This window comes from Desulfosporosinus lacus DSM 15449 (genome assembly GCF_900129935.1).
GTDB classification, from domain to species: Bacteria; Bacillota; Desulfitobacteriia; order Desulfitobacteriales; family Desulfitobacteriaceae; genus Desulfosporosinus; species Desulfosporosinus lacus.
Genome location: NZ_FQXJ01000011.1, coordinates 1 through 15,080 on the forward strand (window position 1 = coordinate 1; position 15,080 = coordinate 15,080).

13 protein-coding genes and 1 pseudogene are annotated in these 15,080 nt (G+C 40.4%); 12 read left to right on the top strand and 2 right to left on the bottom strand.

What is annotated here, in order from left to right; translation table 11 throughout:
• Positions 1–856: 856 nt before the first annotated feature.
• The 3 genes and pseudogenes from BUB11_RS15140 (at position 857) to BUB11_RS15150 (ending at position 3,043) form a co-directional block, all read left to right on the top strand.
• Complete coding sequence (locus BUB11_RS15140) at positions 857–1,840, top strand: hypothetical protein (protein ID WP_073030607.1); 984 nt, start codon at positions 857–859, stop codon at positions 1,838–1,840.
• 74 nt (positions 1,841–1,914) lie between these two features.
• Positions 1,915–2,049: pseudogene (locus BUB11_RS28290) on the top strand (AAA family ATPase); the annotation flags it as partial.
• Between the two features lie 115 nt (positions 2,050–2,164).
• Positions 2,165–3,043, top strand: a complete 879-nt coding sequence (locus BUB11_RS15150; protein ID WP_073030608.1) for a cell wall-binding repeat-containing protein — start codon at positions 2,165–2,167, stop codon at positions 3,041–3,043.
• A 72-nt stretch (positions 3,044–3,115) separates the two neighbouring features.
• Here the strand turns inward: BUB11_RS15150 and BUB11_RS27580 are convergent, their stop codons facing one another.
• Positions 3,116–3,775, bottom strand: coding sequence for a LexA family protein (locus BUB11_RS27580; RefSeq protein WP_073030609.1), 660 nt, complete (start codon positions 3,773–3,775; stop codon positions 3,116–3,118).
• Between the two features lie 927 nt (positions 3,776–4,702).
• On the opposite strand from BUB11_RS27580, the gene BUB11_RS15160 reads away from it, so the two are divergent.
• Both BUB11_RS15160 and BUB11_RS15165 read left to right on the top strand, forming a co-directional pair.
• Positions 4,703–4,942: a helix-turn-helix domain-containing protein gene (locus BUB11_RS15160; protein WP_073030610.1), complete on the top strand. Its 240-nt coding sequence runs from the start codon at positions 4,703–4,705 to the stop codon at positions 4,940–4,942.
• A 236-nt stretch (positions 4,943–5,178) separates the two neighbouring features.
• On the top strand, positions 5,179–6,141 hold the full coding sequence (locus BUB11_RS15165) for a S8 family peptidase (RefSeq protein WP_073030611.1): 963 nt from the start codon (positions 5,179–5,181) through the stop codon (positions 6,139–6,141).
• 61 nt (positions 6,142–6,202) lie between these two features.
• On the opposite strand, the gene BUB11_RS28945 is transcribed toward BUB11_RS15165, so the two are convergent.
• Positions 6,203–6,436 carry a Ku protein gene (locus BUB11_RS28945; protein WP_143187632.1) on the bottom strand — a complete coding sequence of 78 codons (234 nt, stop codon included), beginning with the start codon at positions 6,434–6,436 and terminating at the stop codon, positions 6,203–6,205.
• Positions 6,437–6,622: 186 nt separating this feature from the next.
• On the opposite strand from BUB11_RS28945, the gene BUB11_RS15175 reads away from it, so the two are divergent.
• The 7 genes from BUB11_RS15175 to BUB11_RS15205 all read left to right on the top strand — a co-directional run bounded on the left by BUB11_RS15175 (position 6,623) and on the right by BUB11_RS15205 (position 15,075).
• A complete protein-coding gene (locus tag BUB11_RS15175; RefSeq protein ID WP_073030612.1) occupies positions 6,623–8,065 on the top strand; it encodes a sigma-54 interaction domain-containing protein in 1,443 nt (480 codons plus the stop codon).
• 565 nt (positions 8,066–8,630) lie between these two features.
• Entirely contained in the window at positions 8,631–9,494 is an 864-nt protein-coding gene (panB, locus tag BUB11_RS15180) for a 3-methyl-2-oxobutanoate hydroxymethyltransferase (protein WP_200797930.1), read from the top strand.
• 96 nt (positions 9,495–9,590) lie between these two features.
• Positions 9,591–10,817 carry an NAD/NADP octopine/nopaline dehydrogenase family protein gene (locus BUB11_RS15185; protein WP_073030613.1) on the top strand — a complete coding sequence of 409 codons (1,227 nt, stop codon included), beginning with the start codon at positions 9,591–9,593 and terminating at the stop codon, positions 10,815–10,817.
• 101 nt (positions 10,818–10,918) lie between these two features.
• The gene (locus tag BUB11_RS15190) at positions 10,919–11,821 is read left to right on the top strand and encodes a branched-chain amino acid ABC transporter permease (protein ID WP_073030614.1); all 903 of its coding nucleotides are present in this window, start codon (positions 10,919–10,921) and stop codon (positions 11,819–11,821) included.
• A 30-nt stretch (positions 11,822–11,851) separates the two neighbouring features.
• Positions 11,852–12,877, top strand: coding sequence for a branched-chain amino acid ABC transporter permease (locus tag BUB11_RS15195; RefSeq protein WP_073030615.1), 1,026 nt, complete (start codon positions 11,852–11,854; stop codon positions 12,875–12,877).
• Positions 12,878–12,933: 56 nt separating this feature from the next.
• Entirely contained in the window at positions 12,934–14,253 is a 1,320-nt protein-coding gene (locus BUB11_RS15200) for an ABC transporter substrate-binding protein (protein ID WP_084110306.1), read from the top strand.
• A 99-nt stretch (positions 14,254–14,352) separates the two neighbouring features.
• Positions 14,353–15,075, top strand: a complete 723-nt coding sequence (locus tag BUB11_RS15205) for an ABC transporter ATP-binding protein (RefSeq protein ID WP_073030616.1) — start codon at positions 14,353–14,355, stop codon at positions 15,073–15,075.
• The last annotated feature ends 5 nt before the right edge of the window (positions 15,076–15,080 follow it).

The following is a 15,080-nucleotide window of genomic DNA, read 5'->3' on the forward strand; positions in this document are numbered from 1 at the left end:
GAAAAACATGGTGCCTATTCGTCCCGGTAGAAGTAAACCCCGTAATATGGGGCGTAAAGCTCCTAAGCATTCCCTAAATCAAAAGAGATGTTTGTAACTCACTTTCCGAAAATAATAACCCATTTTGATTAGACGCTGATATCAAGGGCCAGCATTCAAGGACTTGTAAAAATTTAGGCTACTAGTCCCGAGTATGTTATACCATTTTTTAAAAGATGTTTGATTGACTACCCTTTATACTTTAAGCAATCTTTCAAAGATGAGTTTTCGATTAGAGTGAAGGAAATATGTTGTAAATTATTGGCACTATAGCTTACTGACATTGCTAACGCACCCCTATGCGTAAGTGGATTTGCAAGTAGGTAGACAATAAAAGATCAGGTCTCGTATTTTCACGAGACCTGATCTTAATGAATTGATTTACTCATGCCGCTGGACCGACATTAAGAAATCACCCAATCCAATCGTTCTATCACTTTTTCGTTCTACGACATATCGTGCAAGGGACGCGCATCCATGCGCTAAATATTTGGATTTGCTTTGCATGTTGATTCTTTGATTGTAAGCAACATGGTATAATGGAATTATATTGAATTAATGGGCGATGTATTTAATGAAATGGGAGGAAGTTAGAAAAATATATCTGACAGATTTGTAAAAATTCAGATACTAAAGGCTCACGTTGAAGATAATGTACGGTACATTGATGATCTGGCAGTTGTGAAGGCATTTGATGATGAGAGGGAAGCAACAAGAGAGTTAGTACGCACAAAAGACGATGAACCAGTTTATCTCCATTGCCCAGAGGGCCAATTCCATTTGAGAAACTGGATGATGATTTGGAAGGAGGAGTTGGATGAGAAAAACTATTGCCTATCTATGTTATGTATTGGGACTCATGCTTCTTGTTTATTATGGTGTAAATTATCAGGAAGAACTGCGCATCGTAGCTGGCAGAAACTACAACCCGTTGCCACCAATGCTATTTAGTTATGGTTATTCCCTTATGATAGGTATATATATTGCCTTGCCTAAATTTATAAGCAGACTGAAAACGAAAGGCGAGTTATCCGTTAACTGGTTAAAGATCTTGATTATTGGAATACCTACGTTGTTAATCAGCGCTTCCGGTATCCTAACTTATTACTTCGTTCCATTACAGCTGAATTCATTATTTAGATGGGTATACGTCAAGTATAATATGATGGGAACCACTTTAATTGGAGTAGCTTGCGGATACTCGTTATTGAATTCGATCGCCAAAAAAGAGATGGCCTCGGACAATGTCCCGGTTGTTAAGTCGCGAATTGCCAAAATCTTTGTCCTGCTTATATTAGGGTCTTCTTTACTTTATAGTTCTTTGAGTGGATTCATTCATCCTATGAAGCTTGTGGATGTTCAAGCGGATATCGTGAAAAATGATCACGAATCTGGATATTTAGTAAACGATGGAAAGGATACAGTTTACTATATACAAACAGAGATCAATTACCGTTTGAAATTCGAGAATATGCCTACCCCTATCAGATCTATTAGCCAATCTGATAATGATCTCAAGATAAAGATTCAACCTAAAGAAGAGTTGCGAAGTCTGTTTGCGGAGGACATCTTTAAGCAACCAGATGGATATGGATTTACTGGTGGTGGTAACGAGACAGAAATAACACTTACATATATAATTGGATCCATTGACCCGGAAGGACATAATGTTAATGTTCTTCCACCTTCCCCAGAGATTTTGGAAAAGATCAAGGATAGTTTATATAATGCTGAATTAGTCGTAGAGCTTAGTGATACGAATATAAAAAAAATTAATTTATTGGATTATAAAGAGAACTAGCTCTTAAACTTTCATAGCGATGTTTTTGAGTTTGAGGGGCCTAGGCTTATTAAACGTGCTATGATGTGTTTTATCCATTTCCGCTTGCTCTGCGTGGAGCAAAAATCTATGATCTTGATGAGAATCCAGTTGATGTGAAGAAGTGGACAAAGCTGGAAAACGCGCGAACATATTATGAATCTTTCAAAAGATATGAAAATGAGTTCTAAGCCAAATCGTTGCGCTTGAGCAGCAGGAACAGACTTAAATACCGGAGATTGAAAAACTGCGTAAACTTCTTGAAAAGCAGGAGTCCAAAGGCATGGGAGGAAAGGGGACCGAGGATTGCTGAAAGCCAAACTTCAGGCACCGGCCGTGAATCAAAATATCATCAGCAGAGAAAAGCTTCAAAGGAAATTTCGGCGCGTCCGGGAATGTAATTTGACGCTGGTTATCGCCCCTGCAGGATATGGAAAAACCACCGCCGTCCTGGAATGGCTGGGCAAATGCGGCCTGCCTTGGGCCTGGCTGTCGTTTGCCCCCATTCTTTTAGTCGGAGATTCGGAAGCTGCTCAAAAGAAAATCTTGGATTATCTCACAGCCAATCTGGAAGCAGACGGAAGGGTCTATATCCTCGGCGGCACCGCCGTTATTGGACAAAGCTTCGAAGACAGACTCAGGGATGTTGGCATCAAACAGACTGTTCGGCTGGCCGGAAGCGACTGCTATGATACCTCCGTAAAAATAGCGGAACAGCTGCAAGTTGAGACCGGCACCCCGGTGGTCTTGGTCAGCGGGGAGAACTATCCCGACGCTTTGTCGGTGAGCAGTCAGCGCGAAGTGGAAAATGAGGCCGGGCGACTCACCGGATTGGCGGCGGAAGATTTAATAAGGATCGGTGGAGAAGACCGCTATGACACCTCGCTGGCCATCGCGCAATATTTCGTCCCAAGCTTAAGCGCGTACTCCAGCTTTGGTGCCGGTTCTCCTTCAAGGGATCAGGCTGTCTGTATCGCTACCGGCAATAATTACCCAGATGCTTTAGCCGACAGTATCTATGCCGCAAAACATAAGGCGCCGATCATTCTCGTGGATTACAGTCTGTCTGAACAGGTCATCCATTACCTTGAATCCGGTGAGTTAAGTAAAGCCGCTATTTTCGGCGAAGAGAGCGTAGTGGGGAATGACATCGAACAGCAGCTGAGGAAGCTGGCTGGGCAATAAGCCATAAGAATTGATATCTTACCGCCAAGGTCTACGGGCCATGGCGGCATCTTTTTTATAGCTGCCATGCCCTTAGCTGGTTTCTTGATGATTTTCTGGTCTGAAGTGACCCATATAAACCCCGAATACACGCACTTGATTTGGCAGAACTTCAATAACTTTATGCTTGCTATTTCCAGACATTAACTTTATTAGTGGAGATCCTTCCGACCATTTTATACGCTTCAGGGTTCCCTCTTCATCGTTATTGATGAGTGTGGCCACGATTTGACCATTATAATCTGCCCACTGCGCATAACGCATGAAGACAATATCTCCAGACTCGATACCGGCACCGATCATGCTGTCATGCTTCACCCTCAAGGCATAGTCTGGTTGACGACTATCTTGGAATGGATAATGGATATAGCCCTCAACATTCTGCTCAGCCAGTAATCCTTCACCAGCGCAGATTCTGTCGATAAGGGGGATAGACTTATATGACTGAGTTTTCTTAAATGATGAATTTATGTCAGACTTTAAGACATTTAATGCGTCGGCAATCTTTTGTAGATTACCAGGGGGAATTAATGTTTTTCCATTCACGTAGTCTGATATTGTGCTTGTTGGTAATTCAGTTTTATTGCTTAGATCGGTTTGACTAACACCTTTAAGATGTAGGATCCGTTTAAGGTTACCAGAAATGTCCGCGATCATGCCAAGCTCAACCTCGGTATACTTACTGCGTGCCACATAATTCCCTCCAAAGTCAAAAAATATTCTATTCCGAGTATATCCGATTTTATGAATAATAAATAGTAGGTTAGATCAAAATATATGTTGACTATCCGATTAAATCGGAATACTATTAAGGCAAACAAGTTGAACCAGAGGTTCAAGATTACATGGCGATTAGCAAGGGTGAATAGAGGACACCTAAGGAAAACTTAAAAGTATATGCTTTTTACTAGTAATGTCACTTTATATTATTTTTGATTTGCAGTTTTAAGTTAGTTGATGAGTTATTATTGTTCCGGATGATCGCTAAATTAATCCACCCCTTATGGATGACTTTATTTCCGGAAAAATGACTAACGGTATTATAAACCGTATATATTGTATTAGAACTAAATATCGCGTTTTGTGGGTAAGCAACCAATTTCTCTCTGAAAGGGGGAACTGGGGCTCATGAAAACATATGAAACGATGATGATTGCGATCGGATCCTGTTCATTACTAGTAAGTTTACTAGTTTTAATCGTGGAGGTGATAAAAGCAATTAGTAGATAATCTATTTTTCTTGACAGGTAAAAAGTAGCCAGCGCCAAACCGAGCTACTTCTCACCAACCGGTAAGGTTGCCTTGCCCGCACAGATAAGGATATTTCCTTATCTTTTTTTGCTTGCAATATCAAAATTATGTCACCTGTTCCATTGGTATTACAAAATTAAAAATAATAGTAATGAGATCCAATTCCCATGCCCCGTGGGAAATCCTTTATAAGGCGAAATTCCTGTTATTACACATTAGGCGGCTACTGTACCGATCGTCCAAGAAATTGTGTTTTGGTTACAATATTTTGACGATTTCGACAATAGAGCTGGTATATGCTGGAATTGTCCGAATGAATCGCACAATTTGGGACTAAAGTCCTAGTGGTACGAGCGGAGGTTTGAAATTATGCAATTTACCATGCGCGCTGTTAGAGTTTCCTGCGGGTATGCGGAAGATGAGGTTGCCAGATATTGTGGAGTATCAACTGAGACGATAAATGAATTGGAGATTGATTCTGGTCAGATAGATTATAATTTATTATCGAAACTTATTGATCTTTATGGAGTTCCCCTAGATATTATCTACCTAGGGGCTGAAACTGACAGCCATCAAAAGCACAGGAATGACCCTAGGATAACAGTTTAGTAACGTAATCATTGCGAATACGAATACGTCAAATGAGCATTTTCACTCGCCACATTGAAGTATCTGACGTATGGTCCCATATCAAGACGACACTACAGAAAAGGAGGGGAATTAATACCGTTAACTTAGGAAACTAGATCGATTGGGAGGAAGTGGATCGCCAAAATAAGTTGATGCGGAACGCTACTTATTTAGCTTAGGAGTTTTAAAATAAAATGATTTTGAGGTGAAGAAAGATGAGTCATAACTATTCAAATGAATTAAACAATAATGAAGTAAAATTAATTCCTTATGAAGTATTATCGATTGCTGCTGGGTTTACTTTTACTGAAATACCTGCCGGTGTGAAACTTGTTAACGCTCCAACATCATGGGATAAGTGTGAAAAGGGTAAGGACATTGTAGTTGCTGTATTAGATACAGGATGCCAAACCGATCATGTGGATTTAAAAGATCGTATTATTGATGGACGCAATTTTACAACCGATTATAATAGTGATCCTAATAACTTTTCTGATAATGTGGGGCATGGTACTCATGTAGCAGGTACAATTGCGGCATCAGAAAACAATATAGGTGTTTTAGGAGTAGCACCATTAGCCAAGCTACTCATTGTAAAAGTGCTTGCAGGTAATGGATCGGGGGCATATGAGTGGATTATAAATGGGATTAATTATGCGGTAAACTGGAGAGGTCCTAGTGGAGAAAAAGCACGAGTAATCTCAATGTCTTTAGGAGGACCTCAAGATGTTCCAGAACTACACCAGGCTATAAAAAATGCTGTGAATAACGATATATTAGTCGTTTGTGCAGCTGGTAATGGTGGAGATTGTAGCCCCCAAACAGAGGAGTTAGATTATCCAGGAGCATATCAAGAAGTTGTAGAAGTTGGTGCAGTTGATTTAAACAAAAAAATAGCTTGTTTTAGTAATTCAAATAAAAATGTAGATTTGGTTGCACCAGGAGATGGAATTTTGTCAACTTATATAGGTGGAGGATACGCAACATTGAGAGGGACTTCAATGGCGACTCCACACGTTTCGGGAGGATCTGCATTAATTATTAAGCATTGTGAAAAAGAATTTGAAAGACCATTATCAGAAAATGAAATTTATGCTCAATTAATTAAGAGAACAAATGCTCTTGGTAATCCAAAGTGTTTGGAAGGTAATGGCTTGTTAGATTTAGCAAAAGACTAAAAAGGTTCAATTAAGGTGAGAGCACAGAAGAATATGACCGATGTGATTTGCTCTTGGAAAATTAAACCAAGAAGAAAGCAGTGAAAGCAGGGGACAGGTTCACTGGCCTCCTGCTTTTCTGTGCCCAAATTGGATTTATTTGCATGTTATTATCGGTCACAATGACATATTTATCTTTGTCATATTCATATCCTTGAAGAATGGACTTGCACGAAACTTCTGCACCGCAATGCTCGCTGATTTTTTTGTAGCGGATGCGCTGGTAGTCCGCTTCATGAAGCTGGTCGAAGCTAATGTCATTGTCTTGTGTTCACAAAGAAGTCTTTTCTCATGAGGAAAGGTGTGCTATTATCGAGGAAAGTAGAGAAAATTCTGTCTTCCCGCGACTTCCAACATAATCGAACACCTATGGGCTAGATTGGCATTAATTCTACTTGAGAAGTCTTAATGAACATCTATATCAAAAGGTGGTATTGTCTTTATGGGGGAGTATGAGAACAATCTAATTGAATTACCACTTAGAATAATTGAAGTATTGGAAGATATTTGTATTCAAGTTGTGGATATAAGAGGCTGCACTATTTATTACTCAAAGGGGTGTGAAAAAATAGAGCAATATAAGAGGGAAGATATATTAGGCAAGAATATATGTGAAACTTATAGGATAGATGAAAATACTGAACTAAATGCTGATAACAGCGTTATACTCGGAGTATTACATACAGGAAAGCCAGTTATAAATAAAGTAATGAGATTTATAACCCTAAAAGGCAAACTCGTAAATGTTGTTACTAGTGCCTACCCAATATTTACAAACAATAAACTATTGGGTGCTATTGCCGTATTTAAAGATTTATCTCAAATAATTGAAATGTCATCTGCTATAACACAATTACAGGATGATCTGCTCTCGCTGAGGAAGATACAATCCAAAAACGGAACTCAATTTCATTTTGACGATATCATTGGATCAAGCGCTGTTATTAAATCGACCATTGCCTTGGCTAAAAAGATTTCAGTTTGTTCTTCTTCAATACTTATTGTCGGTGCCACCGGAACTGGTAAAGAATTATTTGCTCAAAGCATACACAACTATGGTCCTGTATCTAATGGACCCTTCGTGGCTATTAACTGTAGTTCTATTCCTGAGACATTGCTTGAAAGCATACTCTTTGGCATAACTAAAGGTGCTTTCACCGGCGCTAACGATACCATTGGTCTTTTTGAACAAGCTAAAGATGGGACATTATTTTTGGATGAACTGAATTCTACTAGTTTAGCATTCCAAGCATCGCTTCTTAGAGTATTGGAAACAAATAAGATCCGTAAAGTTGGGGGTAATAAAGAGATCCCAGTCAATGGTCGAATAATAAGTGCAACGAATATTAATCCTGTTGAAGCAATTAGAAAAAACCAATTAAGGTTAGATCTTTACTATAGACTTTCGGCTGTGACATTAGAAATCCCCACTTTGAGCATGCGACTTGATGATATAGATGAGTTGGTAACTAGTTTCATTAAAACGAACAATAAAATCATGAGGAAAAATATCCATGGTATTTCAGATGAAGTAATTATTATCCTGAAAAATTTTAACTGGCCCGGAAATATACGCCAGCTAAAGCATTGTATTGATTATGCAATGAATATGACTGAAAGAGACGATCTTCTAATAACTCCAAAACATCTGCCGAAATATATATTAAATGATTCTAATATTAAAGGAAATCATAGAGTTCTCAAATATAATAGTTTAAAAGAAACATTAAAAGAGGTTGAGCGAGAAATAATAATGAAAGAAATTAAAAATAATAATGGTAATTTTAGCAGAGCAGCCAAAAACTTAAGTATCTCAAGACAAAATCTTCAGTATCGCTTAAAAGCTTTAAATATTTTAGACTGTAATAATATATCCGAGGCTTGAGGATTGAGGATTGAGGATTGACAGTCTAAGTGTCTGACGTAGCTAAATAACAAACCCAAAAAGTTAATCAGGAATGAGGACGACATGATAAAAGTTGTTTCTCATTCTTTTTATTTTGCTTAGGGCTTCCCTAATAGAAATGACAGGTGTTCTGGAATTATTAACAATAACGCTCTTGAGGTCTTAAATGGTAGACCCTGTTTGGAGAGCGGTATTAATTTCTCAAAAGTAAAGGATTTTTGCATGCAAAAATCCTTTACTTTTGAGAAATATTTGATTGGTATTGAATAATTCAGGTTGTTTTAATAGGTGTTGTACAAAAATTTGTACAAAAATTCCCCCAAGATAATTACTAATATTTGAAATTCTTTTATTTATTAAAATCATATTAGTCACAATCCGTTGATTGCCGGCTTTGGAGATGGATACTTTCTAATAAAGATGGCTCTATTACAGCATTTATAGACTCACTAAATAAAGAACAAGAGATAAATTTGAAAATTATGAAGAATGGCACAAGGATTGCAAATATATAGAATTGCAATAAATAAAGGAGGTTTTCAAGTTGGCTCGTAAAAAAGGTATTCTTGATTTTATGAAAATGAAGAAAGATGGGGAACAAGCCGCATGGGTAACTGCTTATGACTATCCAACGGCTTCCTTTGCGGAGCAGGCGGGTATGGATTTAATACTTGTGGGAGATTCCTTAGGGATGGTAGTTCTCGGTTACGAGAGCACGATTCCAGTAACAATGGCGGATTGTCTTTCCCACTGTCAGGCTGTTCGCAGGGGGGCTCCGAATACTTGGATTGTCGGGGATATGCCATTTTTATCCTACCAAATATCGGATCAAGATGCAGTAGAAAATGCAGGACGCTTCCATAAAGAGGCAAGTGTTGATTGTATTAAGCTTGAAGGCGGAAGACGAGTTTGCAGCAAAATTAAGGCGATTACAGATGCAGGCATGTTGGTCATGGGCCATATTGGTCTGACTCCTCAGAGTTCAGGACAATTAGGTGGATTTAAGGCCCAGGGTAGAGACGTTAAAAGTGCTAAGGAGCTCATTATCGATGCAATGGCAATTCAAGAGGCTGGAGCATATGCCCTTTTGTTAGAAGCAGTACCACCCGAACTTACTGGATTTATTGCCCGGAAGCTAAGGATTCCTGTTTATTCCATCGGTGCAGGACAACCCTGTGATGGTCAGCTGTTAATATGTGGAGATATGCTGGGCATGTTTGAGACCTTTACGCCAAAGTTTGTTAAGAAATATGCAAATATTGCTGAAATTGAAGTTAATGCCTTTAAGCAGTATATCAATGATGTAAAAAGTGGACAATTTCCGACTGATGAGCATGTTTATCATATTTTGGATGGCAAGGAGGAATTCGAAAACCTTTTTAAGGAGTTTGACTTTTCCTCTCGTTAAATAACTGAAAACATCTCATAGATAGGTGCATCAATAACCAAAAATTGCTACTAGGCTGATTACAAATCAAATTTAAATATTGGAGGACGAAAAATAATGAGTAACATGGAGTATTTAAAAAACAAACCGATTGCTATCCTTGGAGCCGGAGCCTGCGGTAAGGCCCAAGCCGGAGATTGCGCCTTAGGCGGTGCGACGACTCGCATTTGTGACTTGCCCCCCTTTGCAGAGAAAACCTTGTTTGGCATTAAAGAACAGGGCTTAAAATTCTTTGGGGAGCAGCTGAACCTCTACGGGTTCGAACGCTCGGGGGTTGCTCAGTTTGATAAAGTTACAACTGACGTTGCTGAGGCTGTCAAAGGTGCAGGAATTGTCATCGTTACAACCCCGTCCATCGGACACAGACCCTTTTTTGAACAGTTAGTTCCTGCCTTAGAAGATGGCATGGTCATTCATATCTTCCCGGATAACTACGGTTCTTTATTGTTAAGAAAAATGATGCGTGAAGCGGGCTGTACTAAGAAGGTAATTATTGGCGGATGGTCCAGTGCACCCTTTGGCTCGAGAGTTGAAATTAAAGGTGGAGTCGTCTTACCGAGGGTTCGAGCTTACTATCGGGCGATCACTCTAAGGGGAGCAGCCCTGCCAACAATCGATCAGGCTGATTTCCTGGAAAGCACGAAATATATTCCGAGCATGGATGGAATTACAAAGGGTGATGGCGTTGTTGGAGGAGAAACCGTCATGGACACCGGATTTAGCAATGTAAATCCAGTTCTGCATTGCCCTGGCACCATCTTAGGAGTCGGAGTCATGGAAAACTGGGGCGTGATTTACGGAGAGAACAAATATGACTTCTCCATCTACTCCCATGCCTATTGTCCATCAATATCTCAAGTTCAGTACACATTGTATCAAGAACAATGTAAATTGGCAGCAGCAATGGGCGTCGGCATTCAGGCCTTTGACAAGAGACAATTCTTCTCCAGAGAAAATATCTTAGGGCCTGAATATATGGGGCCTGATTATGAGATTCCCTTTGACCAGCAGGATTATATACAGTTTGGAACAGGCCCGCATACCATTAACAATCGCTATATCACTGAGGATATCCCGGTAGGATGCCATGTCTATCATGAACTTGGCAAGAAATTCGGAGTGAAAACTCCGGTTGTCGATTCGATGATCAACCTGGCCAATGCCATGCTGGAAACGGATTTCTACGAATCAGGTTACAGTTTAGAGTATCTGGGCATCGGCCATTTGGATAAGGATGAAATGTTAGAGTATCTCCATGAAGGGGTATATAAAGAAAAGGTATAAGCATTAAAATTTCTTACCATTCTCTCCACTTAATTCACTAGTTGAGAGAATGGTAAGGCCTAATATGATCTATGTCGATAGATCGAGGAGGTGCACTAATAATGGATATGGATTCAATGCAATTATTCAACATTGTATTGACCGGAGTCCTAAGAGGGGGATTATACGCGCTAATGGCAGTGGGGCTTTCCTTAGTTTTCGGGGTCATGAATATCCCAAACTTTGCCCATGGAGAGTTCTACATGTTAGGTGCTTATTTCTCCTATTTTACCTACACATATTTTCACTTCGGCCCGATCTCCAGTATTCTATTGGCTGCAGTAGGAACCTTTATTTTGGGAGCCATCGCAGAAAAGACGTTATTCTATCCGTTACGTAAAAGGTCCAAGAAAAACTGGATAATGAACACCTTTCTTTTGACCTTAGGTATCTCAATTGTCCTGCAAAACGGTGCCAAAATGCTTTGGGGAAACACTTATCGAGGGATTACTCAGTATTGGCCTGGAAAAGTAAGTATCGCCAGTTTCAATATTTCAAATGATCGTATTGCAGGGTTTTGTATAGCCATGGTTACGATTGCTATCTTCTGGCTTTTCCTAAATAAAACTACTATGGGACGGGCCATCCGCGCCGTTTCTCAGGATGAAACTGGAGCGAGTATAGTTGGTGTTAATTTAAACGTTATACATACCCTGACCTTTGCCTTAAGTTGCCTGCTTGCCGGATTGGCAGGAGCAATATTGCTTTCTATTTCACCCGCTTATCCGTTTATGGGCGTGCAACCGCTCTACAAGTCATGGTTTGTACTGATATTGGTTGGCATGGGGAACATAGGGGCGAGTATCTATGGTGGATTGCTGGTTGGGTTGCTGGAAACCTTCGCCTACATGAAATTCGGTTCCGGCTGGCAGGATGTGGTGAGTCTAGCCATAATCATCATGATTTTAATATTTAAGCCACGGGGATTATTCGCCAAAAAAGGAGTCAAGAGTGTTTCGGAATAATGCATATTATCGATGATTGGAGGGATGAGCGTGGAAAAGGCAGAGAGTAGCTTGACAAAAGGTGGGCGATTCATAGGGAAGTTTGGATTTACCCCTTTAAGCATAGCTATGCTTTTTGTGCTTGCTATTTTCCCACTGGTTCTACAGGATGAAGTGATTACCCGTCTCCTGATTTCAGCGCTTATGCTGGGAGCACTGGCTATGGCTTTTGACTTCACCGCGGGCTTTATAAATATTAACAATTTCGGGTACGCGGCTTTTTGGGGTGTAGGTGCCTATACTTCGGCACTTCTAGCGGTTAAATTAGGAATCTCGCCATGGCTTGGCATGTTAGCCGGAGGGATTTTGGCCGGACTACTGGGTCTTGGTTTAGGTTTTCTTACGCTGCGGCTGGCAGGAATCTTTGCCTCTTGTATGACCTGGTTTGTTGCCTTAGCAATGTTTGCGGTGACGGCTAACTGGGTTGAGTTAACACGAGGAACATCCGGGCTCAGTGTTCCGCCCCTTTTCAACACGACCGGAAATATCGGGTATTTTTACACAATCCTAATAATGACAGTTTTAACCTATGTGGGATTAAAAGTTATTATCAAATCCCATATAGGAACAGCATTTAGGGCTATTGGACAAGATTTGCAGGCTGCCCAGGCCTCGGGGATCAATGTAACTAAATATAAGATCATGAATTTCACCATCTCATGTGCCATTGCGGGGGTACTGGGCGGGTTTTACGCTCATTTCGTCGGCATTATTACTCCAACTGTTATGAACACCAGTCATACAGTTGAAGTCATGGTACTCTCTTTCGTCGGTGGCAGAGGAACCATTTGGGGAGGATTGATTGCGGGTTTAGTCATGATTCCAAGTATGGAATATTTAAAAGGTCTTATGGAATTGCGCTTATTAATCTATGGGGTACTAATGATAGTTGTTATGATATTTTTCCCTAGTGGCTTGGCCGGTCTTTATTACAAAGTCGTCCAATTAATTAGGAAAAATGCATCTCTGACAAAGGGCAAAAAGGAAGAAAAGGATGTAAGGAGGGCAGGCCTGTAGCAAATGAGTTAGGATTGTGAACCAATCTGAATTAAAAACAAGGGGAGGCTTTAAAATTGAATTCATTTTTGTTCAAAAAATCACGTAAATTTGTGGTTGCCTTGACGACAGCATTAGTCCTTAGTCTTACTCTAACAGGATGCGGTGGTGCAAAGCCGGCGAGTGAGACTACACCAGCGGCATCAGCCGCGCCAAACAGTGTTATTAAAATTGGTGTAATTATACCTTTAACCGGACCTGCGGCTCGGACAGGGCAAGAATTCAAGGATTCGATAAATATGGCCTTTAGCGAAATTAATAATAAAGTAGGAGAACATCCCATTGAATTCAAATGGATTGACAGTGAATCAGATGCAGAAAAGGGAGCCCGGGCTTACGAAAGTGCCATTGTTAATGACAAGATTACTGTAGGCTTTATGGATTGGCACAGTTGGGTTTCTGTTTCCTGCATGGAAGTAGCGGCTAAGTATAAAATGCCTCACTTTTTCTCCTATGGAGCGACGGATGTAGTCAATCAAAAGTACAAATCTGATCCGGAAAAATATGCCTATTGGATGGGCAAGGCCTGGCCTACCCCGGAAAAGTTAAGTATCGGCTATGTTAGTGCCGTGGAGGAAGCAATTACTAAAGGTATTTGGAAACCGGAGAATAAGAAAGTTGCCTTATTTGGGGTTGATAATGATTGGGGCAGAGGATTTTGTGCAGCTTTGGGAGAGCAGTATAAAGCGGCTGGCTGGGAGGTTGTTGCTACCGAATGGGTGGGCCTCGGGGAGACGGAATTTTATCCTTTGTTAAATAAATTAAAAGGCTTAAATGTTTCCCTGGTAGCCGGTACCATGTCTGATCCTTCCTCGGTTTCCTCACTCATTAAACAATCAAGAGAAGTTGGACTAAAAAGCTTGATAGCCAGTGACGGCTTAGGCTGGGTAGGAGAATGGTATAAGCTGACCGGTGACGCCTCAGATTATGTGATCGATCAAATACCACAATGGACGACACCCGAAGCTAAAAAGTTCCAAGCTGATTTTGTGGCTAAGTATAATTATGAACCGGGTGCCGCTGTAGCGGGTATGTCCTATGATTACACTAAATTCTTGATTAAAGTATTGGAAGCAACTGAAAAAGACTACGGAGCGATCACCACAGAAAATTTATTTAAAGCGGGCAAAGAAAAAGTTATGACAGGCCAATTGAGTTACAAGGATGGAATCCTAATGAAAGAATATAAATATACACCGGAAACCTTCCCTGATCCGGTAATCGATGGAGACCATTACATGTTTCCTGTGGTTCAATATTTTGGAGGAAAGCCCAATGTAATTTGGCCTGCAGCTTTTAAAGATGCAGACTTGAAAATTCCCGATAATCTCAAATAATTACCATTTAGAATGGGCGGAGCGTAACATGCTACTTACCGAACGCTCCTCCATTCTCACTCAAAAGTATGGAAAATTATAAAGAAGCTGGTGGTAGCTATGATATTGGAAACGAAGGACGTTTGCAAAAGATTTGGTGGCTTAAAGGCAGTTAATAACGTTAGCTTACAGGTTGAAGAGGGGCAAATCTACGGATTAATTGGTCCTAACGGGGCTGGAAAGACAACCTTGCTAAATACCATCGCGGGAGTGCATCCGCCGGAAGCCGGAAAGGTTTTTTTCAGGGGTCAAGATATTACAGGGTTTAGAGCAGATAAAATTTGTCATACCGGGATGGCTAGAACATTTCAAATTGTCCATTCGTTCCAGAACATGAGCGTCTTGGAAAATGTAATGGTAGGTTCTGTGTTTGGAAATCGACGGCCCTATTCTAAGCCTGCAGAAATGGCGGCAGAGATGCTGAACTTTGTCGAGTTTCCTCTGTCTCACGATACATTAGCTGGGAATTTAAACACTATACAACTCAAGAGGTTAGAGTTAGCGCGGGCTTTAGCAACAAACTGTAAACTTCTCTTGTTAGACGAAGTAGCAGCAGGTTTAACTCCTGGAGAATTGATAGATCTGACCATATTGATTAGAAAAATACGGGAGAACGGAACCACCATTATCATGGTTGAGCACTTGATGAAGCTAATTATGGATGTATGTGACAGGATTGCTGTTCTTTGTTTTGGTGAGAAGATTGCTGAAGGTACGCCCAAGGAAATTATGGAGAACGAAAAAGTTTTAGAGGCTTACTTGGGGGCAAAATATGTTCTCTAAAATAT

Bases quoted from the DNA above. Each gene is read 5' to 3' on its own strand.
- BUB11_RS15175 (WP_073030612.1), top strand. From the start codon at position 6,623: ATGGGGGAGTATGAGAACAATCTAATTGAATTACCACTTAGAATAATT.
- BUB11_RS15140 (WP_073030607.1), top strand. From the start codon at position 857: ATGAGAAAAACTATTGCCTATCTATGTTATGTATTGGGACTCATGCTT.
- BUB11_RS15190 (WP_073030614.1), top strand. From the start codon at position 10,919: ATGGATATGGATTCAATGCAATTATTCAACATTGTATTGACCGGAGTC.
- BUB11_RS15205 (WP_073030616.1), top strand. From the start codon at position 14,353: ATGATATTGGAAACGAAGGACGTTTGCAAAAGATTTGGTGGCTTAAAG.
- BUB11_RS15160 (WP_073030610.1), top strand. From the start codon at position 4,703: ATGCAATTTACCATGCGCGCTGTTAGAGTTTCCTGCGGGTATGCGGAA.
- BUB11_RS15185 (WP_073030613.1), top strand. From the start codon at position 9,591: ATGAGTAACATGGAGTATTTAAAAAACAAACCGATTGCTATCCTTGGA.
- BUB11_RS15165 (WP_073030611.1), top strand. From the start codon at position 5,179: ATGAGTCATAACTATTCAAATGAATTAAACAATAATGAAGTAAAATTA.